The organism is Sodalinema sp. (assembly GCF_046483825.1).
GTDB lineage: Bacteria > Cyanobacteriota > Cyanobacteriia > Cyanobacteriales > Geitlerinemataceae > Sodalinema.
Map to the genome: position 1 here is coordinate 1 of NZ_JAWOCL010000007.1, position 26,506 is coordinate 26,506.

The following is a 26,506-nucleotide window of genomic DNA, read 5'->3' on the forward strand; positions in this document are numbered from 1 at the left end:
TTGTTTTGGGGACCGCAGGATTCAACGACGACATCTAAATATCGCTTGACTAATGCCTGTTTGGGATGCTTCCCTAGGGCGTGATAGTCCGCTAGAGAGACAATTCCTTCACTTTCTAATTGATAGCCCACCACTTGCAGTTCGATGGGACGAATCTCCTCACTTTCTTGCTGTAAGTCTTGCACGAGGCGCGATCGCAAATCATCGGTAATATGAGGGGCGAGGTTGGCAATCACCTGACTGGCCTGCTGTGGGGAAAGGTTATTTAATTCATAAAGAACCGTTTTATCTAAAATATTTTGGCTAATACACGCCATCGTCGAGATGCGGTTACAGACGAGTAAGCGGTGGATATAGTCGGTTCGCAAGGACAGGATAACTTTTAAAGCACCCAACTCTAAAATATTGCTGCATAGAGTTCCGAGAAAGTTAAAAAACTGGTGATGGTCTTTGGGGTTGGGATTGGCAAAGAAAAACTCTTCAAATTGGTCGAAAACCAAAATCACTTGATGATGATGTTTTTCGAGTTCAACGAGGATGGCTTGGCTCACGGCTAACGGTGACGTTCCATCTTCACGCTTATCGAGCCTACAGAAGTGTTTTTGGCCCTCCTGTTCGATGACCTCGGTGAGTTGCTCGGACCAGTTTTCATACACTCGTAACACAATGGGAACTCCCCCACGCCCCCCTTCAAAAACCTGCTCCCGTAAGATTGGTAGTAAGCCAGCGTTGACAAGGGAACTTTTCCCAACTCCCGATTCTCCATGAACCACTAAGAGTTTGTTCTGACGTTCGTGGAGGCGGTTGAGGAGATGCTTCACGTCTTCGGCTCGCCCAGATTGCTCGATTTCGGGCGATCGCCAGCTTGAGGTGGATTGCTGCTGGGGCATTTCCTCTAAGCGATTGGCACCGATAAAGGCCCGTTTGCCGCAATATCGTTCGAGTTGATGCTGCTGTTGGGCAATTTTGAAGGCGTTGCGATAGTCTTGGCTGGTGAAATAGAGCCGTTGGAGCTGTTCGAGTCCCCGCAATCCCAGATGAGGAAGGGCAAACACGAATTGCTGGCTGGCCCTCACCAGGGGGGCGATCGCCCCGTGAATATCCCCCTTCGCCTCTGCTACTTCCGCCTCCCGCAAGGCCTGAATCAGTTGCATCAGAGATGACTCTTGCAGTTTCTGGGCAAACTGGGGAGCGTCAGCGGCAAGAAATTGCTCGTAACTGCGGTGCAATGGCTCCTGTACGGCGGCTAAATCGACACTCTTGCCCTCATGCTCTTTTGCGGCTAAGACTTGATTTAAGGCTTGGTGAACGCCGATGACAGCTAACCGCAAATGTGGGGTTTGTGGGGTTTTCGAGTCTTCTCCTTCTGGGGGTTCCGCCGCCGTGGGGCGATTGCAGTTCCTGCACGCTTCGCGATCGCCCTCGGGGAGAGGATTAAGATACGCTTGCCAATGGCTCTGACTTTGCTTAAAGTGGGCGGCAGCTTGGTCCCATTCTCCAGCTTCTAGGGCCTGACGACCTTGAATTAAGGCTAAGTCAGCGGCTAAGTCGGCGGAAAGGGGTTCTCCCAGTTGAGCCAGTTTTTGACAGGCTTGTTCAATTTCCCGTTGTTGGTTCTCCCCCAGTAGGCAATCGCGCCCCAACCATTGGCGATCGCTCCCCCCCTGCAACCGACTGAGAAACTGTTGCACATTAAGCTCTAAGTTAGCCTGGATATCCTCAGCGGAGGGCAAAAAACGCTTTGATGTCGTCCAACTTTCTAGGTCATTGGCGACTTCTAACATTTCCCGTAAGCCAGTTTCATCTAACCAGAGAACAATGGGAAAAGCAAACTTATGACGGAGCTGATCTCGCATCTGATTGGCCTTAGCCAGAAAGCCTCGCAAATCCGCCAGTTGAGTCATCCCCCGTAGTTGGATTCCCTCCGCTGTTTCCCCGTCCATGGCCCTCTCAATGACTTGGGCCAGGTTTTGCGTCTCCACGGGCAAGTCAGCCGTTAATAAGCTGAACTGATGCTGACGCTGGGTTTCGGCTTCTAATCGCTGCGACCAGTGAGCGGACAAACTGCGGTAGTTACAGCGCACTAAAATGAGCTTAAATTGACCCCGTGACAGGGCGATCGCCTGAGCTAGTTGGCGCAGACTTTTTTCATTTTTAGCGGCAATATCTATCACAGTTTTTTGTCCTCAAGTCTCAGCTATTTCCCCAATTCCTCTTAAATTCAACCCTTAAATAACTCTTCGGATTCTAAGAAAATTGGATTGACATCAAACCATGATTTTCGGCGTTCCACATATTCAAAAACGCGACGGGTGCGAATTAAGCGTTCATACCCCACCGCATCTTGAACTTTTTTCGTCTGGTGAACCTGTCGCAGCAGTTCCCACTCCTCCGGGGAAACCCCTAAACTCATTTTGTTGAGATCATCGGCGATCGCATCTTCTAAGGTATCTTCCGTTAAGGGAAGCTGCATTTCCTCCTGCACCCACTGAGACAACAATTGCAGCAAATCCCGCACATGGCCGCCACTCACCCGACAGAGGCGGTTAAACACCTCCGTTGTCTCAAAAATTTCCTCAACCCGCTCTAGTCGTTCCGCCTCACTCAGTTGAGGAAAGGCTCGGGCCAACACCATTTGTTTCAGTTTTTCAATTCCTTCGCTCGATTCCTCGCCGCTGGGGGTTTTAATCGCCACCATCGGTAAACATTCGGGGGAGTGAGGAAACCGCTGGCGTAGGTTGCCATATTCATTGGAGAATTGCAACGCCAGGGGCATAGTATAGATGGTATGACAGGCTAACTGGGTGAGGATTTCACCGCGATCGACAAATAGATACTCCTGTTGGGTTTTCCCGGAGGCTTTCTGACGATTATCGACGCGATCGAGGTTATCAACAATTACCGCCAAGCCGGCATAGCCATTCTGTTTTAAGGTTTCAATTCCTGGCTGAATTAAATCCTCATTAATTGTCCGCACTAAGGCGGTTGTTTGTGGTCCGAGATATTGATTCAGCTTTTCTCGAATCCCAGAATCATCTTTTGCCCTAACGGTTAACGAGGCAATTCCCGCTGACAAAGATAGAGCTTGATTCTCGGTATCGACCGCCAAGCTACCACTCATTCCACCAACAGAAATCGGAGACTGAATGCCTCCGCTTACCTCCACTTCTGTCATCAAGACATCTGTGGTTTTTTGTAATAAACGACGAAACAGAGGAGCTTGAGGTTGATTGATGGTTTGGTGTTTCTCTAGGGCTTCACTAATCTGTTTAGCAATTGTCAAGAGAACTTCAACAATATCAATATCACCGGTATCGAGGTCTTTATCTGACTCAAAATAGACCACGAAAAAGTTTTCGGTTTCTAACTCAGATTTGAGTTTGTGCAGTTCTGTGGATTTGCCACAACCAATATGTCCGGTAAACAGGGAGCAACTGGGGCGATCGCGGTAGAGTTTGACGATACGATTCTTGATTTTTTTGATAATTTCTCCCCCGCGTACTGAAGAGAAATCAATGTAATATTGCCGATCATTCGGGGATGAATACACCAGTGTTTTACTGGGGTTGATGGCATTGAAAAAGGTGGCGTAATCGAGGGACATATCCAAGAAAATCCGAAAGACAACCGAGAGAATGAGTTTAGGGAGAGACCCAAACCAGTTTTAACACATGAGTTAAAAATCATGTGTTAAAACTCATGATTTTTTAATCCTTAATTTTTAATCCTTAAAACATGAAGCCGGGATCATCTCCTTGGGGAGTGGGAGTCGGTTGAGGAGTCGGTTGAGTGGTCGGTTGGGTGGTCGGTTGAGTGGTCGGTTGAGTGGTCGGTTGAGGAACCGGTCGGCGAGTGGGTTGGGGAGTGGGGGTACGGCGACGCTGTTCCCCTTGCAGACTTTGCAAGTTATCCTGCAAATCTTGTAGATTAGACAGCACCTGCTGATATTGCATCGATCGCCCCAGGTCAAAAAACAACTCCTGAGCGCGTTCTAAGTCAGCAATGGCCCTCTCCATCTGGGCGATCGCCTCCGAGACATTCCCCGCCTCATAGGCGGCGATCGCAAATTGGTTATAAATCACACTACGGTTGTTGTAAGCATCAGCAAAATTGGGATTCGCGGCGATGGCCCGTTCATAATCCTCTAACGCCGCTTCCAAATTCCCCTCATCCAACGCCAAATTAGCTCGGGCATTCAAGGGCGCGGCAAAGTTAGAATCGAGTTGAATGGCCCGGGTGTAGTCCTGCTGAGCCGCCTGAAGATTTCCCTGACGAACATGGGCCACGCCGCGATTATAGTGAGTGCGTGCATCATAATCCCCGTTGGCGATCGCCGCCGTCAAATCCTCAATCGCAGCGGCGTGGTCGCGCAACTGAATCCAAGCCACGGCCCGATTGTTATAAGCCATCCCCGACTCATCCTCCGCCTCAATGGCCGCCGTAAACTCTGCGATCGCTCCCTGATAGTCTCCTTGAGAAAAATAGAGATTCCCCTGTTGCAGATGAAGCCGTCCAGTTCCCTCAAGATTGGGATCTATCGCCAAAGCTTCATTGAAGTTTTCCTGAGCTGAATGAAGATTCCCCTCATAAGCCTCAATGGTGCCACTGGTTTGATAATCCTCCGCCGTCTGAGGATTATCAATATTCGCGGGAGCCTGACTGGGGGGAGCATTATCCAGACTGAGATTAGGAACTTGCACCTGTTGACTCTGGCGCAACTGCATAAAACTATCAATGGGAATCCCGCCATTAAAGCCGGACTTAACCTGAGCGCCCTCCCCTGTTTCCGACTGGCCACTCAAATCCGTATCGGCGATCCCGTGAATCCCCACCAAACGATTGTCACTATCAAACACCGGGCCGCCACTCATCCCAATTTTGGTACTGGCCCCATAAATCAGGGTATAGCCCTGAACTCCCTGTCGTCGCCGTGACACCACCGGTCCCTGACTCAGATAAAAGTCGCGATCGGCTCCCGCCGTCTGAAAGGCCGCCGGGAAGCCAGCCACATAGATCGATGAGGCCAATTCCGCGTGATCCGAATCTCCCAACGTGGCTAAGGTGTAATCCTGAGAACTCTCAAATTGAACCAGAGCTAAATCCGGATCGTCCAAAGTTTGCTGAAGCGGCTGAACATCCATCAGGTCGTATTCTTGTCCTGAAGCCGTGCGGATGCGATAGCGGCGGTTTTCGGCAATATCCTGACGACAGCTAATGGGTTCTCGCATGGGAATGCGATCGCAGACCACGTGTAACGCCGTCAACACCCAATAGCGATCGCCCTCCCGGCCCACAATCACCCCACTTCCGCCAGGAAACCCATCATCAGGTTGACTATAGCCATTAATTTGTACCGTGACGTTTTCGGCCAAGCGACTATCAAAGGCGATCGCCGCTCTCGGACCAATCACCGTCGCCAACCCCACCCCGAGACTTGCGGTGGTACAAAAAGCGACCCACTTGGACGCACAGACAAAAGAAAACATGATTAAAACACCAAAGGTAACGGTTGTTCGCGGCTGGGGGCTGGCGGTTCTGGTGGCGGTAACGGCTGTCTAGGAGCCGGGTTAGAACGGCGGGGCGCCTCGGGCCGCGACGTCGCTGAGGGAAGTCTCTGTATAGGAACCGCCCAACTCAGGCGTTCCATCTGCAAAAACTCATCCTGACTCGGGAGGCCGCCATCTTCAAAGACAAAAGCGCGAATCCCCAAAAAGGGGTAACTCAACATACCATTGAGTCCAATCAGCTGACCCTGAGCATTTAACACGGGGCCACCACTCATCCCCCCACTCACGTCATTGGTATATCCGAGTTGATAGCCACCATAAAAGGCGCGAGCCGTAATCCAACCAATCGCGCCCTCGGTGACACGAAAGGCACGTAGCCCCCAATCTCGGGTATCGTGACTCCTGACGATGCGATCGCCCTGCCGCTCAAAGACCCGAGCCGGATAGCCCGCCGCATAGACGCGATCGCCCACCGACACCTCAGCCGCCTCCCCCACAGCCGCCACCTGATAGGAATGGGGACTGGAAAACGCCACCCGAGCCAGATCCCGATTTCCCAATTGATAGGGGGGCAAAACCCGCCCAGAATGAGTCCGCCCATCAGGCGTTAACACCGAAATATCCTGGCCCTGGGCGGTCATTACCACGTGCCAATTGGTTAACAGCGTATAGCGATCGCCTTCCCGGTCGACAATCACCCCAGACCCTGAATCCTCCGCCAGTAAGAGTCGCACCGTCACCAGACGAGCCAGTTCCCGAACTGAGGTTGTCTCAGCGGGGACTTGGGCCGTCTGATGGGTTTCCAAGGGAGGAAGCCTCGAAGGCTTGGGGTGAGATAGGCCCGCCGAGATCGACAACAGCAACATCCCCACCCCTAGCATTGGCATCTGTAATCTCGCCATGCTTGCCGTCCTTAAAACATGGAACCACCCGAATCATCAGGCTGCACAACCGGATTCTCTTGAGGAGACGGTTCAGGAGCAACTGTTGAGTCAGGAGCGGGTGAGTCGGGAGCGGGTGAGTCAGCCGCAGCCTCTCCACTGTCCACCAACGCCTGATCTGCCCAATTGCCGAGATCGACATAGGTTTGACCCTCAGTTTCGGTAATAAAACCGGCTGCACCGCCATGACGACTAATTTGTAAGAGCTGACCCAAAATTTGTCCAGCCCGATAAGCATTTTCGGGTTTCAGGGTAAAGAGAACATTCCCCGATGTGCAGGCCGTTTCCATCGGCGCCAAGGCACAAATCACCGTTTCATTATTCACCATGCCATTGGTGAGGAGTAAGTTGCTCAACCTCCCTCCATTCTGAGCCATAGCTTGATTTAAGCGTTGAGTGACCGCCCGACAGCGTCGCTCAGGGGTGTACTGACCCCCGAAATAGGCAGAACCGCGATGAGTCCAGCGGATTAACGTCGCACTATGAGATCCTTGCCGCATCACCGTTTCAAACTCACCTTGGGACAACGGAACACACTGAGCCTGGGTTTGGTTGGCATTCGCTTGAGGGGAGAAGACAGCCATCGTTCCTAGACAACAGACCGTCGGTAAAATAGAGTGGCGCAATACTTTTCCTAGCATAATAAATCTTGAAACCTATTGAGTAATCTCAAGCCACAACGACCGGACGCATCAGATTTGACTATTATGCTCATCCCCGGCTCTGACTTGAGACAACTCAGAGCAAAACTAGGGTTAAACCAGCTTTGAGTGAGATTGCTTGTGAATCTCTAGCCACCTGATATCCGACGTTTGCTGTAGTTCTAAACTACCATCTGTTTATAAAAATGTCTCTGGAACTCACCCTCAATTTTGTAAAACTCTATATAGAGTTATATTTGTTGACAATCGTGGTTTTAGATCTGTCAAATCAACGAGATTCCATTCACCAGCAGTAGTCAACTCTCCAAAGACCCCCTACAAGAGTCTAGTCCAAGAGACTCAAGTCAACACCCTCTGAGATCCCGGAGTTAAAGCTGTGGCTGTTGCGCTGTCTCCGTCCTGACCGTCCATAGAACAGCGAGTCGCCCCCTGATATAGCTCAGGAGGCGACTGGGAGCGCGGTCAACGCCTCGTCGACTAGGGAGGGAGGAGTTGGACTAGATGCGACGGCCGGAAATCAGATCATAAATAAGGCCAATGATGGCCAGGACTAGCAACAGGTAGACCAACCCACCCGCAACGTTAATGGAAAAGCCGAGTAACCAGAGGATAATCTGGACAGCAACGTGTCCAGATTATGTTGGTCATGAATGTCGACCTGTTTTAGGGGAATTCAGCGACGGACTCATCGAGAGCGAGAGCGACTTGCTTGAACTCGGGCTAGTTGAGCAGGTCTTGAGCGGCCGATTTGACGTCTTCGGCTGCATTGCGCACTTGGCTTTCCGATTGCTTGGCCTTGCCCATGACTTGGTCTTCGGGGGTATCGGTAACTTGGCCCGCCGTTTCCTGAAGCTTACCCTCTACGTTTTTCTGGACAGCTTTTGCCCGTCCTTCTAAACCAACGTTGTCTTGGATACTGGTTTTGACGTCTTCGGCTGCATTGCGAACTTGGCCTTGGGCCTGTTTGGCTTTGCCCATGATTTCGTCTTGGCGATCGCCGGTAACGTTACCCACGGACTCTTGCACTTTGCCTTCAACTTCTTTGGCCGTCGCCTCGGCTCTGTTGCCGAAACCCCAGGCAATTTCAGTGGTGGTCAGATTAGCTGAAGTCGCGGCCTGAGCGTTCTGGGAACTGAGGGCGAGGTTACCGGTAACTGCGATCGCCATCATGAGTCCAGCCGATAATAAAAATTGAGTTATTTTACGAAGTGAAATCATACAAATCTCCTATTAAATTAGTAATTGAACAAAGGTTGCCGCGCAGACAACGCACCGTATGATACGCGACCTGACGCACTGTTAACTTCCTCGTGTCATGGCTGAAGCCGTGACACGGACTGCTGAGCGGCTCTGCCGCCTGTCATCACGAGGCAGAGCCTCCCCAAGAGCATGATTTGGCATCGAGCCAAGTCACGAGGAACGAATCGCTCTTTGAATCTTGAGTTATTCATCCACCGCCAAGACAGCGCCCTAGCTTGACGAATTGATAGACATTGCCCGAGCATTGTCTTAAGCCGTCCAAGGCGCTGTCTTGATTCGATCAACCTTACTTGTAGCTATCCCGATAGAGGCGATTGTCCATCTAGCAAAATAGCTACAAGTGCAGTGGCTTAATCGATCGCATCCTTGACGCCATCTTTCGCGTTCTCGCCAGCTTTGCGTGCTTCTGCCTCAACTTGCTTGGCTTTTCCTTTAGCCTGATTTTCTTTATTGTCGGTCATTTTGCCAACGGCTTCTTGAGTTTTGCCCTCAATATTTTTGGCGGCGGCTTTGGCTTTGTCATCTAAACCCATAATTCTACCTTTGATAATGTAATAATAGTTTGAAGGTTAATTTATAAACCCTTCTACTCCTTTCTATCATCCTAGAATATCCCTGAATATAAATCCGCCTAAAGGAATAGAAGTGAATTCAGGTCGTAATTCACTTGGTATTGATTTCGGTTCAACCTTCCCGGTCATCCTAGCAAAGACCAAATTCATTCAGCCCATAACTTGACTCAGGATGACGCAAAGCTTGATAACAACACACGTGCGAGTAACACGCAATCGAAACGATGAAATCACTCTGTAGATATAGCCAAGAAAATCTCTGAGTATAGGTGTGAAATTGCCCAGAACAAAGAAGGTGCTTGTCTGGGGGGGGAGTCGTTTGAGTTCTGGTTGGAGGGCGACGCCGACAGAGTCAAATCAACCGGACTCGATTCAGGGGACGTCGCCAATCCTCTCAGGCTCCTCTGCGATACAGTAAAAGACATCCGAACCCAACGTAAAAACGCTCACTACAGGAGGAGTAACCTTGGTTCAGACCCCACTTCAGACCCTCAGCGACGCCCAAGAATGAGACCTCAGCGACCTCTATCAAGGCTTTGATGACCCCAAACTGGAGGAGGACTTACAGGAGTTAGACCGCCGCGCCCAGGCCTTTCGTGGCCAATATCGAGGCCAGCTTGCTCATTGTAGTCCCTCCGAGGTGGCGATCGCCCTACAAGACCTCGAAGCCATCCACCAGAAATCTGGCTATCTCTACGCCTTCCCCTCCCTCAAATTCTCCGCCGACACCCGCGACAGCCAGGCGCAACAATTTGAGGATAAGGTCATCGAAGCCCTCACCCAAATCGAAAACCAACTGCTCTTTTTTGAGTTAGAACTGCAAGCCCTCGACGAGTCTCAATTCGCCCAACTGCAAGAAGCAGAAGCCCTCAGCAATTATCACCATTATTTACAGCGAATTGCCGAATTTCGCCCCCACTGTCTCCCCGAAGCCGTCGAACAAACCCGCAATCAGGATGTTCTCACCGGACGAGAGGCCTTTATCACGGAAGAGGGAGTTTGAGGGAGCGATAAAACCCTGCCTTCAAAACGAGTGAGTCGTTCAGACGAACAATGTTTAAGGCAGGGATACATAGACTCCCTCAAGTCAATTGATGGGTTCGATGTCCCGACCCTGGGCAGAGGCACAAAACTTTACATACCAAACTAACTCATGTAAGGTAAACTGGAGTCATGCTAACCATGACCTACGAATACAAGTTACAACCCACAGCCGAACAGATGACTGTGATCGAGCACACGCTAGATGTCTGTCGTTCGGTTTGGAACTTTGCGCTTCGTCAGCGTAAAGATTGGTGTAGCTCTCGTCGGTCACCGGTCAACGCCTGTTCGCTAAGATCTGAGTACATCATTTCAGCCAATGAGCCTTTTCCGAGCTACCATAAACAAGCCAAACAACTCACAGACGCTAAGTCCCAATATCCTCACTTAAAAACCGTTCATTCTCAGGTTTTGCAGCAAGTCCTAAGAACGTTGGATCGAGCTTGGGATGACATGAAAGCTAGAGGATTTGGGTTTCCGCGCTTTAAAAACAAGTATCGGATGCGTTCATTTGTCTTTCCTCAGCTCGGGAAAGAGCCAGTTAAAGATGATGCGATTAAGTTCCCTAAGTTCGGGTGGATTAAATGGCGACAGTCAAGACCCATTCCTGAGGGATTTGAGGTCAAGCAAGCACGAATCGTTAGAAAAGCATCGGGTTACTTTGTGATGCTGTCACTACAGCTCAATGTCGCTATTCCTCAACCCATGCCTCAGGGTCATCCACGAGGATTAGATCTAGGATTCGATAAGTTCGTCGCGACCAGTGATGGTGAAGAGATTAAGCGACCTCGGTTCTTAAAAACTAAGCAGCGTCAGCTTAAATTGCTACAACGCCGGTTAAAGAACAAACAAAACGGGTCAAATAATAGACACAAATTAAACCAAAAAATAGCTCGGCTACATCAACGGATATCTGACCATCGTAAAGATTGGCATTTTAAATTAGCTCACCATCTTTGTGAGGGTGCTGGCATGATTTTTGTCGAAGATATCAACTTTGTCAGTTGGCAAAGAGGAATGCTATCAAGACACAGTGCTGATGCGGGGTTTGGTCAGTTTGTCCATCGATTGGAGTGGGTCTGTTGGAAAACGGATACCTACTTCGCCAAGGTCAATAAGGATGGCACAAGCCAGACCTGTCCTAACTGTGGGGCACATACCGGCAAGAAAACGTTGGAGATTCGCGTTCACCACTGTGATGAGTGTGGATATCAAACTACAAGAGATGTAGCAGCGAGTCAAGAAATCAGAAATCGTGGTCTAACAGCCGTCGGGCAGACGGTGGTGGAAAATGTCTGTGGACTGGATGCAACGGGGAGTATCAGTCATGATGCTCTAGTTGGCACGGAACGAAGCAGAAATCCTGATTCGCGAGGATTGGGAATCCCCCACTTCAAAGACATCAAGCGTAGCGAGATGGCTTAAGTGGGGGAGGATGTCAACAGAAATATCTGGAGGTGGGGCCTGAGTTTGTCCCTGGCTATCTTGAACTCTTAGCCTCTGGGAGTCAGTGGAATCAGGTTGAGGCGTTGCGTCACTTTGTGGATGTGGATTTGGAGGATGAGACCACGATTCACAATGCACTCTTGTATGTCGAGGGGTTAGTCAATCAACTCGAAGAGACGCTTTAGAGGTTAGAGGCGGGGAGACCGATTGCTTGTCCGGTCTCCCCGCCTCTAAATCTTAATCTCAAAATCTTAATCTCAAAATCTTAATCTCTAAATCTTAATCTCTAAATCTTAATCTTGGTTGAGGTGATTTGTGGGAATCTGGTCTAAAAATTGTTGTTTTGTAACCTAGGCTACAGACAGTTTAATAAAAACTTAATCTAGTTAAGATATTTGGACAATAGTTAGGAATAATCAGTCCGTTTAAAGATATTAATCGGAGGGGGCGAAGCATTTGCGAGAGAAGGGTGAGTGAAATTTAAGGAACACAAATGCATCGCCGTTTTAGAAGACTCCGAGGCTCTGACCCTTAGTAAGCAAGGGTTGAGAGAGTTTCTCGAAGATACTCACAGACTTGTTTATCAATGCTGTTTTGCTCCAGGGAACGGCGCTGCTGCTGCTCTAGTTTCCAACTTTGGAATCCAGAACTCGCGGCGATCGCCACTTTTAAATGGTCCCAAACCGGCTCAGTTTGACGGTCTTGAGTCGCGGCGGCGGCGGGGTTTGTGTGAGTGAATGCAGAACTTGGCATATCGCACCTCTATGTGAGTTAGCTTGTGGTTTGCTGCTGTTAATTTAGTTTAACACTCCTGCCTAGGTTCGTGGCAAAAGCACATAAAAGAAGAGGGGAGCGCCATCGCACTCCCCCCATCAACTGGATTTAGGAAATCCCATTAACGAGATGCCAGGGTCCGACGTTTGGACGCCATACGATAGCAATAGACGATATCGCCTTCTTGCCAATCGGAGAAGCGGTCAATGCCCAGACCACATTCATAGCCGGATTTAACATCCCGCACATCTTCGCGCATCCGACGCAGGGAATCGAGGACATTCTCATGAACGACCTTGTCATTGCGTAAGATGCGTACTTTGGCGTTACGCACCAGTTGTCCCGAGAGGACATAACAACCGGCCACTTGGCCCCGTCCTGAGGGGAAGATGGCGCGAACTTGGGCTTGTCCGAGTTCTTCTTCGACCATCTCGGGTTCGAGTAGGCCTTCCATGGCCCCTTGAATATCATCCAAGAGGTTATAGATGACGCTGTAATCGCGGACGTCAACGCCTTCGCGTTCAGCGGCTTGACGTGCGCCACTGGCTAGGGTGGTGTTGAAGCCAAGAATGACCGCATCGGAGGCGGCGGCGAGGTCAATATCCGTTTCGGCAATTTCACCGGGAGCGGCATAGAGAACCCGCAATTGGACTTCATCCTGAGGTAACTGTTCGAGCGACCCGAGAATCGCCTCTAACGACCCCTGTACGTCGGCTTTGAGGACCAAGTTCAGTTCCTTGAGTTCCCCTTCGCTGGCGCGAGCCGAGAGGCTGCTGAGGGTGACCCGGCGCGAGGCCATGGTCTGTTGTAGGCGAGACTGACGATGTTCGTCTTTGCGGCGATCGGCTTCGGAGCGGGCCTCTTTCTCGTTGGTGAAGACCTCAAACTCATCTCCGGCTTCGGGGACTTCGTTCATCCCTAAGACTTCCACCGCAAACGAGGGTTTCGCTTCATCGACGCGATTTCCGCGATCGTCGATCATGGCCCGCACTTTGGCAAAGACGGAACCGGCGACGAGGGTATCACCGACGCGCAGGGTTCCATTTTGTACCAGCAGGGTGGCGACAGAACCGCGAGCTTTGTCCAAGTGGGCTTCAATGACCGTTCCTCGGGCGGGGCGATCGGGATTCGCGGAGAGTTCTTCGACTTCCGAGACGAGAATGATCATCTCGAGTAAGGTATCGAGGTTGTCACCCGTCATCGCACTGACGGGAACCATGACCGTGTCGCCACCCCATTCTTCGGGAACTAGGCCATGTTCCATCAGTTCCTGTTTGACGCGATCGGGGTTGGCCTGTTCTTTATCCATTTTGTTGACGGCCACGACCAGGGGAACTCCCGCTGCTTTCGCGTGACTAATGGCCTCAATGGTTTGCGGTTGCACGCCATCATCAGCCGCCACCACCAAAATGGCGATGTCGGTCACCCGTGCGCCTCGGGCACGCATGGCCGTAAAGGCTTCGTGACCGGGGGTGTCTAGGAAGACGATCTGTTGCATCACGCCTTCATGTTCCACATCCACGTGATAGGCACCGGTGTGCTGGGTAATCCCTCCGGCCTCACCCTGAGCCACTTTGGTTTTGCGGATGGAGTCGAGGAGGGTGGTTTTCCCGTGGTCAACGTGACCCATAATGGTCACGACCGGCGGACGACGTTGCAGACTATCTAGGTCTGCTGCATCGATCATGTCGGTGACTTTGCGGGCTTCCTCTTCTTTTTCAGGGGTTTCGACTAAGACATCAAGTTCCTCGGCCACCATCGTCGCGGTTGGCACGTCGAGGGTTTGGGTAACGTTGACGGCAATTCCCTGCATAAACAGGCGTTTGACGATTTCCGTTTCCGGGACACGGAGCAGATCGGCCAGTTCCCGAACCGTGAGGTTGTCGCGAATTTCCACGAGTTCAGGCCGTTCGACTTTGTTGGCCCGTTCGCGGCGATCGCGGCGGTTACGGCTTGAGGAGGAGGACCCGCCACCGCTGTCTCCACTACCCCGTTGTTGGGGAGCTGGTTTACGCCGTTGCTGAGCCGACGGACGACTCTCAGACTTCGATTTAGAGGCTTTGGGGGGCCGAGCGATCGATAAACTCACCTCAACGGCTCCGCTACTATCGCTGTTTAGGTCAGCCTCGAAGTCATCATCATCATCATCGATGGGACGAACTCGACGTTTAGGCTTGTTGGCCTTATTCGCCACTTCCAAACTTTCAACGGCATCCTCTTCGGCTGTGCGGCGTTTTTTGGTTTTAGCCTTGCGGGGCAACTTGGGCCGTTTGAGAGTCAGTTGATCCGTGTCATCGGTCTCATCTTCGGGTTCAACGGCTAAGGGTTCTTCGGGAGCCTCAGGTTTGGCCTCTTCAGCCTTGGCATTGAGGCGAACCAACTCTGGCGGCCGTTTCAGTTTGGGCACCGGACGCTTGGGTTCGGGCCGGGAGGGCGAGCTGGCCTCGGCCGGAGACTCGGCGCGATCGTCGCGAGCCGCTGGAGCGCGGCTGGGCTTTTTGGGGCTACTCGGCCGGGGCGTTTGAGCCTCTTCGTCGCGATCTGAGGGACGAGAGGATGAACTCGGCTTATCTTTGGCAACCGTGGGCCGTTCAACGGTGGGTTTATCTCGCATCTTGCCCTTTTTGGCCCGAGGCTGGGGCCGAGGGGGTGGCCCAATCAGTTGAGGAACCTCCTCGGGTTCCTGGGTCTCCGGCTCGGGCTGAGTGTCAGGCTCGGCGGCTTTGGGTTCAACGGCAGGCTTAGCCGGTTGCTCCGAGTTGTTAGCATCGGAACTCGGGGCTTTGGGGGACATAGGTTTTTTGGGGGTTGCCGCCTCCACCGGGGGATTTTGGGGTGGTTGCGGTTTGGCAGGAGAGGGGGATTTAGGTCGCACAGGCTTGTCAACCAATTCGGGGGAGTCCAGGTTGGAGGAAGTGCTGTCAGAGTTGGGGTGAGTATCACCCTGGGACTCGGGTTCACTTCCATGAACAGCAGGTTTCGCGTTAAGCGATCGATGTTCGATCTTCAAGATTTGTTGTTTCTTTCGATGGGTATTTGGGCCAGACCCGGATGGACGGGCGGGTTCAGAAACTGCTGGTGCATTTTCTGCTTCTTGGCGGATGCGGGCGGCATCAGCTTCAGTAATTGTACTGCTGTGGCTCTTGTAAGCAATGTCAAGTTGATCGCAAAATGCTAGAACCTGCTTGTTGTCAACGTTTAGTTCCCGAGATAAGTCGTACAGTCTCACTTTGCCGTTGTTCATCCAATCTATCCTCTATGTATCTATATCATTTGCGCATTGTCCCTGGCGAATGGTGGATTCGTCGTATCAATAGCAGCGCTAGGTGTTAACCGTTCGGTGGTCGTTTTGAGCAAGACGCTGCCACAAGCTATCGTAGACCGATGGCGGTACGGGTGCTCTAAGGGTTCGTCCGAGTCGGTTCTTTTTTTGGGCGGTTTTTAGACAGTCGGCTTGGGGACAGATGTAGGCCGACCGTCCCATCCCTCGATCTAATTGTAGCTGATGGGATGGATGGACTCGGACGATGCGCCAGAAGGCCGCTTTGGGGGCCACCTTGCCACAACTAATACAACGCCGAATGTTGGGTTTCATCCTTCGCTAGTATTAAATCTTTCAGGAGTTTCTACAGTAGCAGCCTCGGTGGCGGTTTCTTCGTCGTGGCTCGGCTCGGGGTTGGGGTCCAACTCTGAGTCGAGGGGCAGCTCTTCTGCCTCTTGATCACGGTCGAGGTCGTCACGGTCAAGGTCGAAGTCGGCTTCATCGCTGACGGGTGCAAGAGGCGGCTCTTCTAGGGATGCGTCCTCGGGGATGGGACTAGCTGTTTCAGGGGGGTCTGAGGCTTCGGGGGTTCGGTCGAGGGTCTCTAGGACGGCGTCGGCTTCGTCGGCCGTGATCTCGGGTTGAGTGAGTTGTTGCTGTTCGAGGTCTGCCAGATATTTGGCGGTGTCTTTGATGTCAATTTTCCAGCCGGTTAGACGTGCGGCCAGGCGGACGTTCTGGCCTTCTTTACCGATCGCCAAACTGAGTTGGTTATCGGGGACGAGGACATGGGCCTGTCGCGCTTCGGCATCGACGAGGCGCACTTCGTCCACGCGAGCGGGAGATAGGGCGTTGGCGATGTAGGTGGCGGGGTCGGGAGACCAACGGATGACATCGATTTTCTCGCCTCGTAGTTCGTTGACGACGACTTGAATACGGGACCCGCGAGCGCCGATGCAGGCGCCGACGGGATCGACGTCTCGTTCTAGGGTATCGACGGCGATTTTGGTGCGCGGCCCGACGTAGCGACCGGGGGGGTTGGCTTCTCGGGCCACGGCGACGATGCGGACGATTTCATCCTCGATTTCGGGGACTTCGTTTTCAAAGAGATAGACGACTAAGCCGGCATCGGCGCGAGACACTTGAAGTTGAGGACCACGATGGGGACCGTCGCAGACGCGCTTGAGGAGGACTTTGAAGGTGGCGTTGGCGCGGTAGTTGTCGTTGGGGAGTTGTTCTCGTTTGGAGAGTTCGGCTTCGACTTCTTGACGGCCAAAGCCGCTGCTGACGGCGACGATGACGGAGTGACGCTCGAAGCGTAGGACTCGGGCCTGTAGGATTTCGCCTTCGAGGTCGAGGAATTCTTCTTGGATGAGTTTACGCTGTTGATCGCGCAGTTTTTGGGCCAAAACTTGTTTGGTTTGAATCGCGGCCATGCGGCCAAAGTCGTCTCGTTCTGGGGTGACGTCGAGAACGACGGTATCGCCGAGTTGGGCTTCGGCGGCGACTTCGAGGACTTCGTTGAGGGAAATTTCGCGATCGCTGATGCTGACTTGCTCGACAATGGCTTTGGTCGCTAGGACACGGAAGCCTTCTTCTTCGACGTCGAGTTCGACTTCAAAGTTTTCAAAGTAGTCGTCGTCAAATTGGGCTTCGTCGTTTTCGCTATTGCTGGCTTTGGCCAGACGTTGGGTGCGACGATAGCGTTCATAGCCTTTGAGGAGGGCTTCCCGGAGTGCTGCTTGGACAGCGGGTTTGGGTAAGTTCCGTTCTTGGCTAATGTTATCGATCATTTCTGCCAATCCGGGCAGGCTGACCATAGACATTATGTTTAACTCTCCTGATAAATGTTCGACTGAGTGATGGATGAAAAGGGTCTAAGGAACGCTCCCGCTGATGTTCGACCGTTGTTGAACCGTTTGACGGTCTGACTCGGGTCAAGTCAGGGGAGGACGTGGTGCTTCGTGACCGTAGTGGGGGTTAGTTGAGTTGCACGTTGATGACAAGGGACCGAGGTATGGCGATCGCTTTCCCTTTACAACTAAGGCGAACCTTGTCATCATTTCGTTCGATTAGATGACCCGTCCAATGGGTTTGCCCCTTGTAGGGTTCGCTCGTTGTGATCTTGACGGGAAATCCTTTGAAGGCGACAAAGTCGCGATCGCTACTCAAGATGTCGGATAATCCTGGACTCGATACTTCTAAGATATAAGCGTCGGGAATGGAGTCACTGGCATCTAGCACGGCCTCTAAGGCACGACTCATGGCTTCGCAATCGTTGAGGCTCGTCTCATCCTGGGGGTTACGGATGTCAATCCGCAAGACAGGAGGGCGCTGGTTGGTCTGAAAAACCGCAGCGACGACATCTAACCCCAAGTCTTCGGCGACCGGGGTAGCAAGGTCTAAGATTTGAGGAATCAGCGGATGGGTCATAAGCCAAATAGCAACAAAAAAAGTGGGCGCATACCCACTTCACCAGATTGGCTGGATCGTTTGACTCCCTTAAACAGGTGCTACCCCCTTTTGTCGGTCAGACCGCTGGAGGTATTCCGTCAAAAGGGATCTGAGCATCGGTGATGCTCATTGCCAAACGCCAGAATGTGTTTAACTGGTTGATCGTCTTAGGAACGGAGTCTAGCCACTAGACCCGTCAGCCTAGGACGATAATACCATAAGACTGTTTTGGAGAGGGGTGGCTTTACGCTTTCGTTGCCCTGAGGCGTCACCAACCCAGCGGACTGTCCTTAGGTTGTTCTCTGGACTGGGGCGACTGGTATTTAGCACCGGCACATCACTTCGGTTGATGTAAGTCCCGTTGAGGTTGGCATGGGTGAGTTGGGCCGGGTCGAGTTGGCTATCGATTAGACGGGCTTCGGATAGGTTAGCCCAGGCTAAATCCGCGCCTTGGAGATTGGCCCCTCGCAGGTTCGCGCCTTGGAGATTGGCCCCCCGTAGGTTCGCGCCTTGGAGATTGGCCCCTCGCAGGTTCGCGCCTTGGAGATTGGCTCCGCTGAGTTGGCTTAGGGCTAAGTTGGCATTGACGGCAAAGATCCCACAGAGTTCGGCTTTGGTGAGATCTACGGCGATCGCCTGGACGTCACTGAGTTTGCTATAGTTGAGTTTCGCCCAGTTCAACTTGGCTCGGCTCAGGGTTGATTTGGTTAGAAAGGCTCGTTGCAGGTCAGCCCCCCTTAAATTGGCCTGACTCAGATTCACCGCAATCAGGGTGACATGGACAAGGTTGGCTCCGGGGAGTTCAACTCCTTGAAATTGGGTTGTTCCCGCTTCATATCGTCTCAGAAGATGACTGACATTCATGGCGCTCTTTCTCACAGTCTCAGAACCCGAAAGCTCCCAGTTACACATCTTATCGGCACTTCTAAAGAAAACCTAAAGATTGCAACAATTAGTCAAAACCCGAAACCTAAATTCACATTTAAGGGGTTAGAGGCTCAGGTCGGCCTGGCTCGGATGCCACAATGAACTCGGGGGAACAGAGGGAAGGTCATGTTTTTAGTCCTGACGCGAGTCCTGCTCTGGCTGCTCGTTCTGGTTATCTTTTTTTACGTCTTTTTCAGGATTGTTCCCAAGGCGTACTTCACCTTTCTCGGCGGTCTGTTGTTGGCGGTGTTCGTGGTCTTGCTGTTTGTTGATCCCACCGATCGCACGGCCACCACGGCCTGGGGCATTCTCTCGCTTCCCTTCAAACCGCTGGGCATTGTTTGGCTACTACTGGCTCAATGTTTGCGAGGTATCAAGGATGGGGGCATCAGTAAGGCGGCTCAGAATCAGATTCGCAGTGCTTTTGTGCTGTTGTGGCTGTTTAGTACCCCGTTTCTCTGGCAATGGGTGTATCACAGCTCTGTCGAACGCCAGGTGGCTCGCTTGGCTAACCTCACCCAAACGGAGACGGCGGAGACGTTGGTGTTATTAGCTCATGACACGGTCGAGCCACAAGTGGAGGGGCGATCGCAACTCCAACTCGGCGATCGCGGCAACCTCATCCTCTATGCCAATCAACTCTACCAAGCTGGAGGCATCACCCGTATTGTCGTCAGCGGCGGCGATCGGCTGCATTTTCCCCGTCCAGATGCCGAATCCGAGGATGCAGCCGCCTCCAGCAATGAAGCGGAACTCGCCGCCGAACTTCTTAGCCGCTTGGGGGTTCCCAGAACCAGTATTTTAATTGATCCCAATTCCCCCAATCTGCGACGTAGTGTCTTAGGAGTACGCGATCTACTCGCCGAGAATGACATCGACTCCCCGATTCTTCTGGTTACACGAGCGTTATCGATGTATCGCAGTGCCAGTTCCTTTGTGCAGGGGGGAATGGCGGTGATTCCTCGCCCCACCGACTATGTCGCTTTCATCGATCCCAATGAAACACAAGATCCCATCTTCACTCTTGAATCCCTGATGCCCAGTCATCGGGGGCTAATGCTATCAACTCAACTCAGTGATGAATATCTCCTGACGATTTACTACTTTTTGCGTGGTTGGCTCTCTCCGACAGAACTGACCTGTTTAGAATGCCAAGTCACCGATTCATCGTAGTTTTGGAGACCGTTTTTTGTCAACGCCCATGATCCATGACTCGACTATTTTTTCTGAGCGGCTTCTCGCAACTGACGAGTTTCTTCAATCACCGCCTCGAAGTCTTCAACATCCTCAATCTCCTCGCGGCGGAAATAATTGATCTTCATCTCTTCTAGGAAGTCTGAGAGCAAAATTTGGATTTCAGCGGCGTTATCCGGTTGGCCAATTTCCCGTTGCATTACCTTCGTGAAATTTTGAGCCATATTATTAAATAGTTCCGCCCCCACGGGGTCTTCAATCATACCCTTGAGGATATCATAAAGGCTATCGGTAGTCCGACGAATCACCTCCCGAGCCAACTGTTCCGGCTGATCTTGCATTCCCGGTAAATTCTGTAAATTCTGGTACAGTGGCATATCTTTGACACCACTCGTTAAACTATGGAGAAGCAACGCCTCTAAATCAGGCTTAATTTCCGGAAAGACTTCATACAAACTCATCCGAACCAGTTGTTGAGAGAGAATCTCGACCTCATTACGATCATTGATATCAATATACTGACGATCCGAGGACCGCACCAAATTAGCAACACCGTCATTTTCAATGGCATCCTGAAGACGATCAATCACCCGAACAACGACGGTTTCCGTAATTTCTCCAGCCAAGGCGGCGACGACCCCTTGATTGATTTTACGGCGTAAGGGCTTCAAATCAACAAGATTTGACTGATCTAAGCGAACCGCTACAGGAATCAGGCGAGTGAGAGCAAAGACGGGAAATCCTAAACCCGAAAAGGGAATCAACAGGAAGAAATCATACCAGCGCAACAGCCAAGCATCCCGCCAAGAGAGTTTGGTGCGACGAGAGATTGTCCAGGTTCGGGCTAAAAGTTCTAAGGCAAAGATCAGGATAAACCAAACATCAATTTGCCAAAACCGGTCTGTAAAGGTTCCGCGAATACTAATCGAGCGGAAATAATTCATCTCCAGTTGGGGACGAATTTCCGACTCAAAAAAGTCCATTTCGTCTTGCCAAGAGTTGGACGTGAGGTAATCGCGGCTCCAAAATTCATCGAAGGAATCTTTGGCGGATTCGTTATTTAGGCGATCGCGCATCCGATTTTTGATGCGTTCGAGATCTCCAGTTTTATCGGCAATTTGAAAGGGATTCTCGTCAATCATGGTTTCACTGCGATCGCCAAGTTCCTCCAACAAGGGAGCGACCTCCTCAGAATTGATCCCGTTGGCCGCCACCTCGGCCCTGAACTCATCAACCGTATCCAGATATTTCTCGGTATCTCGATGGGGTTCAATCCCTTTAATCGGGTCATACCATTGATGGATAGCTTCCGGGCCATAGCGATAGTAAAAATTGCGCCAAGAGATATAGCTGAGATCAAATAAAACCAACCCCACATCCAAAACAGCAAGAATTGCCATCAGTTTCTCAAACCAAAGAGAGCGGTTCCGTTTAGACGTATTCTTTTTTTGACGCTGACTGGGTTTCATAGGGAAAAAGGCAAGGGGCAAGAAGGCGACAGGCAACAGGCAACAACCCGCTCTTAACCCCACTGGGTTGGGGATGGCCAGAGGGGGAACAGCGGAACAGCCAAAACGCGATCGACGATGAACGGCCCGTGAATAACCATCGGAGACTCAATCATCTTGGCGCAGTGCCGAGGGATTGCGCCACACGGTCCAGGCGGTGCGAACGCCACTGCTGAGGCTGCGAGTTGTGCCGCGCAGCCATTGGGCGCGTTTGCGGACTCCAGTGACGCTTTGATTGACTTGTTCGACAACCTCTCCGGCATTCTTGACGCTGGAACTGACATCATCAGAGAGTTCGCCGAGTTCGAGTCCTGTCAAACGCAACGCATCGAGGGTTGGCGGTAAATCTCGGGAGAGGGTGTCCGCCAGTTTTTCGACACTACGAGCAGCGCGTTGCAGTTCCCCAACTGCGGGTAGCAAGGCTAACAACACAGTCAGAAGACTCACGGCCACCAGGCCAACAGATAGTCCTAACCAAAAAATGGGGTCACTCACGGGGCTGGGTTATGCGATCAGTCACAGAAGCAGAGGAATCGTCATCGGAACTGGCCAGGCGTAGGCGTTCCTGTTCCAATTGCGAGGCAGCGACACCGGCGGCGATCGCCTCGCGCAATCGTTTCAGCGTCGCTTCCCAGTTGCGTAAGCTGGTTTCCGAGAGGCGATCGGCTTGTAATTGCACATTTGAAGAAATATCTTCGGCTAATTCGGGCATCGCTTGCAAGGATTTGTTGACCATACGACGAGTTTCTTTACCGGACTTGGGGGCCAAGAGAATGCCACTGACCGCCCCGATGGCGGTACCGATGAGGAGTCCTCCAAGAAATGTGCTGCTACGAGTGTTCGACATAATCACAGTAGGGTATCAAGGTTGGCTCTGGATGTATTGTGACATTGAGTGCCATGAACAGGCTGGCCCAGTCGAGCGGGCGATCGCCCCAGTCCCCCCACCTTAGTCTCCTTAAGACTTAGCGGGAGAATCATCTTGAGGATCATCGAGGGTATCAATCACCTGCCGCCGCACGGAGTTATGACGCTCTTGTTGATGTTGCAAGCGTACAATTTTTAGCCAAGTCTGCCAAGCTTTTAGATCGAAGACGGCAGGAAGAGCAATTTTCAGCCCCGTGCAGAGTTTACCTTGCTTCAGTGCCGCCCAGCTCCAACGTAAATGCAGATAATGTTGCAAGACTTTTAAATCGGGAATGCGTGATTCATATTTTTGTTGCAGAATATCATAAATATCTTCGAGTAAACTGGCATTAGCACTGGCCTGTTGATGTAGCGGAATTTTACGAATGTTCCAGCGCGAGGAGAGTTGGTGCGATACGGGAGCTTTCAAGAGTTTGATGAGAGCATGGCGACCCAAGGCCCAGCCTGTTTTCCATTGTCGTTTTTTAAACTCCAACCAGCTTTGCTGAAGTTGGAAACTGTAGCGAGCAGACTCCAGTCTAACCTGATGAGCTAAGGATTTTTGGGCATCTTTTGACAACACTTGTCCCGGAGTCCGGAAAGGATGCTCTTTAAACCAGCCGCTGCGAGACAGCCAAGGACTTTGACGAAACAAGACCGCACGCACTAATAACTCCCAGGCGGGAAAACAGAAGATGGCAAAGGAGAGAATTGATAGGACATCCCGAAACTGCTTTTGCTTTAAAGCCACCCCGGCCCAATGAAGACGCAAATAGGCAATAACATGATCTAGCTTAGGGATCGAGGGCTGATATCTCGAATCGACACAGGCATAGATCTTTTTTTTCATTAAAATATTGGTGTCCAGTCGCTTCTGGAGCGATATTTTATGATTTAATGCCCCCTCCCAGATTGTTCGATAGGCTAGACAGTCATTGATGAAAATTGCATCGCCCAAGGTGGCAATTTTGATCCAAGAGTCAATATCATCGCAGTTTCCGTCAAATTGAGAATCCCAGCCCCCGACTTCTAAAAAGGCGCTGCGACGAAAGGCGACCTGAACTGGAGTTCCAAAGGGGACAATTTCTAGGAGCATCCCATAATGGATATCTTCTTGAGGAATGACAAAGGCTTTTCCAGGGCCAGCACGGGGAGTTCGATGAAGCACAATCCCTTGGGGATCAACTTGATCGGCTTGAGAGGAACAAATAACAGCCTTTGGATGACTTTGAATGGCACGCCATAGGGTTTGGATGCAGTGGGGAGCTAGGTAGTCATCGTCATCGAGGGGTTTAATCCAGGTTCCTGAGGCTCGGTTAACCCCGATATTCATACTGGCTGAATGACCGGAGTTTGTTTCATTGCGGTGATAGAGGAGGCGATAATCTTCTTGGGTGATCAGATGCTGCTGTAAGTCTTTTATGTACGCCTCAGTTCCATCAGTTGAACAGTCATCGACCACTACAACTTCACAAGGAGACGATTGCGCTAAACTACTATCGATCGCTCGTTTGAGAAGGTCTAAACGGTTGTAGGTGGTGATGACGATACTAAAGTGCATGAGTGATAGTGGTAAACGATGAAGTGGTCAAAATGTCAACGCTAACGGGTAACTTATCCATAACTCCCCCGTTGAACTCTTGAGCTTCAGCCGCTTCGTAACAGTCTTGTGACGGTTCGCCCTTGCCGAACGAGGCCTTGAAGACTAAGTTGATCTGAATCAATTGTAGATTGAATTGCCACGTAGGGGGTTCCTCCCTCCATCCTGTTTTTAGAGTTTTGTGGTAAAATTTGCGGCATTTTGAGGATCGACGGTCATAGCCGCCTGGAAGAGACTCAAGGTGCAAGCCCCGAGATTAGGCTCTCTTGAGGAGTTGGCGTCCAACGTATTGGGCAAAGCGTCCGGAGACTCGCGAAAATGTCAAATCTCCGGCTAGGAGCCGGGCGGCCACTTCGGTTCCGTCAGGGCGCTGAACGACGTGGGTGAAACACCAGTGAGGAAAGCGATAGAAAAATCCCGCCAGTAGTCGCGCGGCATCAAAGTTGAGGGCCACCTCCTGATGGAGGATGCGACTGTAGTCATGGGCCTGTTGGCTGGCGATCGCCCCGGCGGCGATCGCACCACTTTTGATCCCATGCAAAATTCCATCACCAAAAAAGGGATTCACCAATCCCGCAGCATCTCCTACCAATAAAACCTGTCCTCCAGGGGTCTGTCGAGGTTCCCGTCCCTGCCATAGCGGCAGGGGGTGAGCATAGAGAGGAAACCGCTCTCGGCTCGGATTGAGGTCAAATTGGCGATAATAGCCCTCAATCACCTGTTCTAGCTCCTCCCGTAAGCTCCGGAAATTGCCCTGTTGGCCCCTATGGGGATAAAACACCCCGGCCCCGATATTCAGGCTCTCCGCCTTGGGAAAAATCCAGCCATAGCCTCGGCGAACCGCGCCATACTCTAAATGGGCGACATCAGGCCGTAGATAGGGATGGCCCGACTCCCAGTGATGAGGGAGTTCCGTTTCCAGGGCAAAGGCCAAACGCCGCCGCGATCGCAGCTTCACCGCCTTCGCCACCACCCCATTCGCCCCATCGGCGCCGATGACATGAGGCGAGCGCGCGCTCCAGGTGATCCGACGACCATCCCCCAAACCCGACGCCTTCACCGTCACGCCATCGGCATCTCGGGTCAGCGATCGCACCACCAACCCATCCTTGACCACAGCCCCCGCCTGTTGCGCCTGCATCACGAGAGCATTATCAAACTCGGGGCGTTGCACCATCCACAACGCCAAAGACGACGCCGATGAGGGTTCTGAGGGTTCTGAGGGACCAACCGCCCCCAAATGCCCTTCTTGGAACTTCCAAGTGTGATAGAGATAGCGAACTGACGTTTCCACCACCCCCTCAGGAATGCCCCCAGGAAGCCAGGTTCCCACCCGCATTGGCATCCCCCCACCACAGGGCTTATGACGGGGGTATCGCTGCTTTTCGAGTAGAGCAACCCGCAATCCGGCTTCAGCCGCCTCAATGGCTGCCGTGGCGCCGGATGGCCCTCCCCCACACACAATAACGTCATAATCCAATGACATGATCTCTGAACTCCCTTGACAAACAGTAATAACCTGCCGAATCACCCGGCTAATCACCCGAAAAAATGCCGTTCCGGTTCTGCATTCTAACCAAATCAAGCTCCCGATTTCCCATCAAGCAGACTCAAGTTTCAAGAGGAGTTTCCCGGCGGTTTTGCGATTCTACCGGCCTGCATCCTCTCGGTTATGCTGGTAAGAGCCGCTTAATTTGCAGGGTGCCGATGAGGGGTTCAAAGACAGTCGACTTGCATTTTTTGACGATTTCTGGGAAGATTTCGCTAGAATAAAAGCATTAGCGTTGGATAAATGCGGTAACTCCCATGACCCTATCACTTAGACCTTGTAAACCTCTATTAAGCTGAGAGATCCATGGTTTTTTCAGTAATGGCTCTTCCCCTGTCACCGACGAGTGGGCGTTGCCAAGGGACAATCAGTTTTGCTTCGACGCTTTATCTGTGTCCAATTCTTGACCTTCTTCTCAGTGAAATCCCTCCGGATTTGGAGCCTGAACTTCGTTTGGGGCTTCAAGAAGCGCTTGTCAACGCCGCCACCCACGGCAACCAACTCGATACCGAGAAAACGGTTGCCGTTCGCTTCTGGGCGAGCAAAGACGTGTATTGGTGGACGATTTGTGATCAGGGAGCCGAACCCTTTGGACAATGCTGCTGCGAGCGCATTAACCACGACTTGCCCGAGGATACCTCCGAATGTGGGCGAGGCTTTTACATCCTCCGGCAAATCTTTGATCGGGTGGAATGGTATCCGCACCAGCGGGAGTTGCATCTGGGGAAATGTATCCCCAAAACCCGACGTCGTCTTGATGATTAAAGATGATGTGAGGCTGACCCCTTAACGGCGATCGCCATGTTGAGGACAAGGGGGCGCCGAAATCGAGCGATTCAGCCAACCAACGGCGTATTCTAGGCGGGGTAGAGCCTCTTCAGGGTGATTCTTGAGTAAAAACAC

The 26,506-nt window shown here is 51.8% G+C and carries 25 protein-coding genes; 5 read left to right on the plus strand and 20 right to left on the minus strand.

The window, feature by feature from the left end:
- From R6U67_RS00470 to R6U67_RS00505, 8 genes are all read right to left on the minus strand, one after another.
- Positions 1 to 2,174: AAA family ATPase (locus R6U67_RS00470; protein WP_410250716.1), on the minus strand; the 2,174-nt coding region annotated here is incomplete at its 3' end.
- Between the two features lie 47 nt (positions 2,175 to 2,221).
- Positions 2,222 to 3,604, minus strand: a complete 1,383-nt coding sequence (locus tag R6U67_RS00475) for an ATP-binding protein (RefSeq protein WP_087708668.1) — start codon at positions 3,602 to 3,604, stop codon at positions 2,222 to 2,224.
- A 124-nt stretch (positions 3,605 to 3,728) separates the two neighbouring features.
- Complete coding sequence (locus R6U67_RS00480) at positions 3,729 to 5,486, minus strand: tetratricopeptide repeat-containing serine protease family protein (RefSeq protein ID WP_410250717.1); 1,758 nt, start codon at positions 5,484 to 5,486, stop codon at positions 3,729 to 3,731.
- Positions 5,487 to 5,488: 2 nt separating this feature from the next.
- Positions 5,489 to 6,409, minus strand: a complete 921-nt coding sequence (locus R6U67_RS00485; protein WP_410250718.1) for a serine protease — start codon at positions 6,407 to 6,409, stop codon at positions 5,489 to 5,491.
- Between the two features lie 11 nt (positions 6,410 to 6,420).
- The gene (locus R6U67_RS00490; RefSeq protein WP_410250719.1) at positions 6,421 to 7,089 is read right to left on the minus strand and encodes a COP23 domain-containing protein; all 669 of its coding nucleotides are present in this window, start codon (positions 7,087 to 7,089) and stop codon (positions 6,421 to 6,423) included.
- A 518-nt stretch (positions 7,090 to 7,607) separates the two neighbouring features.
- Positions 7,608 to 7,679: a hypothetical protein gene (locus R6U67_RS00495; RefSeq protein ID WP_410250734.1), complete on the minus strand. Its 72-nt coding sequence runs from the start codon at positions 7,677 to 7,679 to the stop codon at positions 7,608 to 7,610.
- A gap of 151 nt (positions 7,680 to 7,830) precedes the next feature.
- Entirely contained in the window at positions 7,831 to 8,328 is a 498-nt protein-coding gene (locus R6U67_RS00500) for a CsbD family protein (protein WP_410250720.1), read from the minus strand.
- A 392-nt stretch (positions 8,329 to 8,720) separates the two neighbouring features.
- Complete coding sequence (locus R6U67_RS00505) at positions 8,721 to 8,903, minus strand: CsbD family protein (RefSeq protein WP_410250721.1); 183 nt, start codon at positions 8,901 to 8,903, stop codon at positions 8,721 to 8,723.
- A gap of 679 nt (positions 8,904 to 9,582) precedes the next feature.
- Between R6U67_RS00505 and R6U67_RS00510 the strand changes: the two genes are divergently transcribed.
- The 3 genes from R6U67_RS00510 (at position 9,583) to R6U67_RS00520 (ending at position 11,614) form a co-directional block, all read left to right on the plus strand.
- Entirely contained in the window at positions 9,583 to 9,945 is a 363-nt protein-coding gene (locus tag R6U67_RS00510; RefSeq protein ID WP_410250722.1) for a hypothetical protein, read from the plus strand.
- Positions 9,946 to 10,124: 179 nt separating this feature from the next.
- The gene (locus R6U67_RS00515; RefSeq protein WP_343039343.1) at positions 10,125 to 11,408 is read left to right on the plus strand and encodes a transposase; all 1,284 of its coding nucleotides are present in this window, start codon (positions 10,125 to 10,127) and stop codon (positions 11,406 to 11,408) included.
- Between the two features lie 32 nt (positions 11,409 to 11,440).
- Positions 11,441 to 11,614 (plus strand): hypothetical protein, encoded by a 174-nt coding sequence (locus R6U67_RS00520; protein WP_206043859.1) that lies wholly within the window; start codon positions 11,441 to 11,443, stop codon positions 11,612 to 11,614.
- A 346-nt stretch (positions 11,615 to 11,960) separates the two neighbouring features.
- On the opposite strand, the gene R6U67_RS00525 is transcribed toward R6U67_RS00520, so the two are convergent.
- The 6 genes from R6U67_RS00525 to R6U67_RS00550 all read right to left on the minus strand — a co-directional run bounded on the left by R6U67_RS00525 (position 11,961) and on the right by R6U67_RS00550 (position 18,783).
- Positions 11,961 to 12,182: a hypothetical protein gene (locus tag R6U67_RS00525; protein WP_068788555.1), complete on the minus strand. Its 222-nt coding sequence runs from the start codon at positions 12,180 to 12,182 to the stop codon at positions 11,961 to 11,963.
- Between the two features lie 142 nt (positions 12,183 to 12,324).
- Positions 12,325 to 15,447, minus strand: a complete 3,123-nt coding sequence (gene infB / locus R6U67_RS00530; RefSeq protein WP_410250723.1) for a translation initiation factor IF-2 — start codon at positions 15,445 to 15,447, stop codon at positions 12,325 to 12,327.
- 78 nt (positions 15,448 to 15,525) lie between these two features.
- Positions 15,526 to 15,798, minus strand: a complete 273-nt coding sequence (locus R6U67_RS00535) for a YlxR family protein (protein WP_087710598.1) — start codon at positions 15,796 to 15,798, stop codon at positions 15,526 to 15,528.
- A complete protein-coding gene (gene nusA / locus R6U67_RS00540; protein WP_410250724.1) occupies positions 15,795 to 17,291 on the minus strand; it encodes a transcription termination factor NusA in 1,497 nt (498 codons plus the stop codon). The genes R6U67_RS00535 and nusA overlap by 4 nt, the downstream gene beginning before the upstream one ends.
- Before the next feature lie 154 nt (positions 17,292 to 17,445).
- Positions 17,446 to 17,898 carry a ribosome maturation factor RimP gene (gene rimP / locus R6U67_RS00545; RefSeq protein ID WP_410250725.1) on the minus strand — a complete coding sequence of 151 codons (453 nt, stop codon included), beginning with the start codon at positions 17,896 to 17,898 and terminating at the stop codon, positions 17,446 to 17,448.
- 222 nt (positions 17,899 to 18,120) lie between these two features.
- A complete protein-coding gene (locus R6U67_RS00550; protein WP_410250726.1) occupies positions 18,121 to 18,783 on the minus strand; it encodes a pentapeptide repeat-containing protein in 663 nt (220 codons plus the stop codon).
- Positions 18,784 to 18,972: 189 nt separating this feature from the next.
- Between R6U67_RS00550 and R6U67_RS00555 the strand changes: the two genes are divergently transcribed.
- The gene (locus R6U67_RS00555) at positions 18,973 to 20,019 is read left to right on the plus strand and encodes a YdcF family protein (protein WP_410250727.1); all 1,047 of its coding nucleotides are present in this window, start codon (positions 18,973 to 18,975) and stop codon (positions 20,017 to 20,019) included.
- 44 nt (positions 20,020 to 20,063) lie between these two features.
- Here R6U67_RS00555 and R6U67_RS00560 read toward each other — a convergent pair whose 3' ends face one another.
- The 5 genes from R6U67_RS00560 to R6U67_RS00580 all read right to left on the minus strand — a co-directional run bounded on the left by R6U67_RS00560 (position 20,064) and on the right by R6U67_RS00580 (position 25,540).
- Entirely contained in the window at positions 20,064 to 21,509 is a 1,446-nt protein-coding gene (locus tag R6U67_RS00560) for a hypothetical protein (protein ID WP_410250728.1), read from the minus strand.
- Positions 21,510 to 21,656: 147 nt separating this feature from the next.
- Positions 21,657 to 22,043 (minus strand): DUF948 domain-containing protein, encoded by a 387-nt coding sequence (locus R6U67_RS00565; RefSeq protein WP_410250729.1) that lies wholly within the window; start codon positions 22,041 to 22,043, stop codon positions 21,657 to 21,659.
- Positions 22,036 to 22,395 carry a YtxH domain-containing protein gene (locus R6U67_RS00570; protein WP_410250730.1) on the minus strand — a complete coding sequence of 120 codons (360 nt, stop codon included), beginning with the start codon at positions 22,393 to 22,395 and terminating at the stop codon, positions 22,036 to 22,038. The genes R6U67_RS00565 and R6U67_RS00570 overlap by 8 nt, the downstream gene beginning before the upstream one ends.
- Before the next feature lie 111 nt (positions 22,396 to 22,506).
- A complete protein-coding gene (locus R6U67_RS00575) occupies positions 22,507 to 24,015 on the minus strand; it encodes a glycosyltransferase family 2 protein (RefSeq protein WP_410250731.1) in 1,509 nt (502 codons plus the stop codon).
- Between the two features lie 295 nt (positions 24,016 to 24,310).
- On the minus strand, positions 24,311 to 25,540 hold the full coding sequence (locus R6U67_RS00580) for a geranylgeranyl reductase family protein (RefSeq protein WP_410250732.1): 1,230 nt from the start codon (positions 25,538 to 25,540) through the stop codon (positions 24,311 to 24,313).
- A 369-nt stretch (positions 25,541 to 25,909) separates the two neighbouring features.
- Here R6U67_RS00580 and R6U67_RS00585 point away from each other — a divergent pair, with 369 nt between their 5' ends.
- Complete coding sequence (locus R6U67_RS00585) at positions 25,910 to 26,368, plus strand: ATP-binding protein (RefSeq protein ID WP_410250733.1); 459 nt, start codon at positions 25,910 to 25,912, stop codon at positions 26,366 to 26,368.
- Between the two features lie 21 nt (positions 26,369 to 26,389).
- Here R6U67_RS00585 and R6U67_RS00590 read toward each other — a convergent pair.
- A partial coding sequence (locus tag R6U67_RS00590; protein ID WP_410250735.1) for a DUF6439 family protein occupies positions 26,390 to 26,506 on the minus strand: 117 nt, incomplete at its 5' end.

Coding starts and splice junctions, on each gene's coding strand:
- R6U67_RS00555 (WP_410250727.1), top strand. CDS start 18,973: ATGTTTTTAGTCCTGACGCGAGTCCTGCTCTGGCTGCTCGTTCTGGTT.
- rimP (WP_410250725.1), bottom strand. CDS start 17,898: ATGACCCATCCGCTGATTCCTCAAATCTTAGACCTTGCTACCCCGGTC.
- R6U67_RS00515 (WP_343039343.1), top strand. CDS start 10,125: ATGACCTACGAATACAAGTTACAACCCACAGCCGAACAGATGACTGTG.
- R6U67_RS00560 (WP_410250728.1), bottom strand. CDS start 21,509: ATGAAACCCAGTCAGCGTCAAAAAAAGAATACGTCTAAACGGAACCGC.
- R6U67_RS00535 (WP_087710598.1), bottom strand. CDS start 15,798: ATGAAACCCAACATTCGGCGTTGTATTAGTTGTGGCAAGGTGGCCCCC.
- R6U67_RS00575 (WP_410250731.1), bottom strand. CDS start 24,015: ATGCACTTTAGTATCGTCATCACCACCTACAACCGTTTAGACCTTCTC.
- R6U67_RS00525 (WP_068788555.1), bottom strand. CDS start 12,182: ATGCCAAGTTCTGCATTCACTCACACAAACCCCGCCGCCGCCGCGACT.
- R6U67_RS00550 (WP_410250726.1), bottom strand. CDS start 18,783: ATGAATGTCAGTCATCTTCTGAGACGATATGAAGCGGGAACAACCCAA.
- nusA (WP_410250724.1), bottom strand. CDS start 17,291: ATGTCTATGGTCAGCCTGCCCGGATTGGCAGAAATGATCGATAACATT.
- R6U67_RS00585 (WP_410250733.1), top strand. CDS start 25,910: ATGGTTTTTTCAGTAATGGCTCTTCCCCTGTCACCGACGAGTGGGCGT.
- infB (WP_410250723.1), bottom strand. CDS start 15,447: ATGAACAACGGCAAAGTGAGACTGTACGACTTATCTCGGGAACTAAAC.
- R6U67_RS00480 (WP_410250717.1), bottom strand. CDS start 5,486: ATGTTTTCTTTTGTCTGTGCGTCCAAGTGGGTCGCTTTTTGTACCACC.
- R6U67_RS00500 (WP_410250720.1), bottom strand. CDS start 8,328: ATGATTTCACTTCGTAAAATAACTCAATTTTTATTATCGGCTGGACTC.
- R6U67_RS00490 (WP_410250719.1), bottom strand. CDS start 7,089: ATGCTAGGAAAAGTATTGCGCCACTCTATTTTACCGACGGTCTGTTGT.
- R6U67_RS00580 (WP_410250732.1), bottom strand. CDS start 25,540: ATGTCATTGGATTATGACGTTATTGTGTGTGGGGGAGGGCCATCCGGC.
- R6U67_RS00475 (WP_087708668.1), bottom strand. CDS start 3,604: ATGTCCCTCGATTACGCCACCTTTTTCAATGCCATCAACCCCAGTAAA.
- R6U67_RS00570 (WP_410250730.1), bottom strand. CDS start 22,395: ATGTCGAACACTCGTAGCAGCACATTTCTTGGAGGACTCCTCATCGGT.
- R6U67_RS00505 (WP_410250721.1), bottom strand. CDS start 8,903: ATGGGTTTAGATGACAAAGCCAAAGCCGCCGCCAAAAATATTGAGGGC.
- R6U67_RS00485 (WP_410250718.1), bottom strand. CDS start 6,409: ATGGCGAGATTACAGATGCCAATGCTAGGGGTGGGGATGTTGCTGTTG.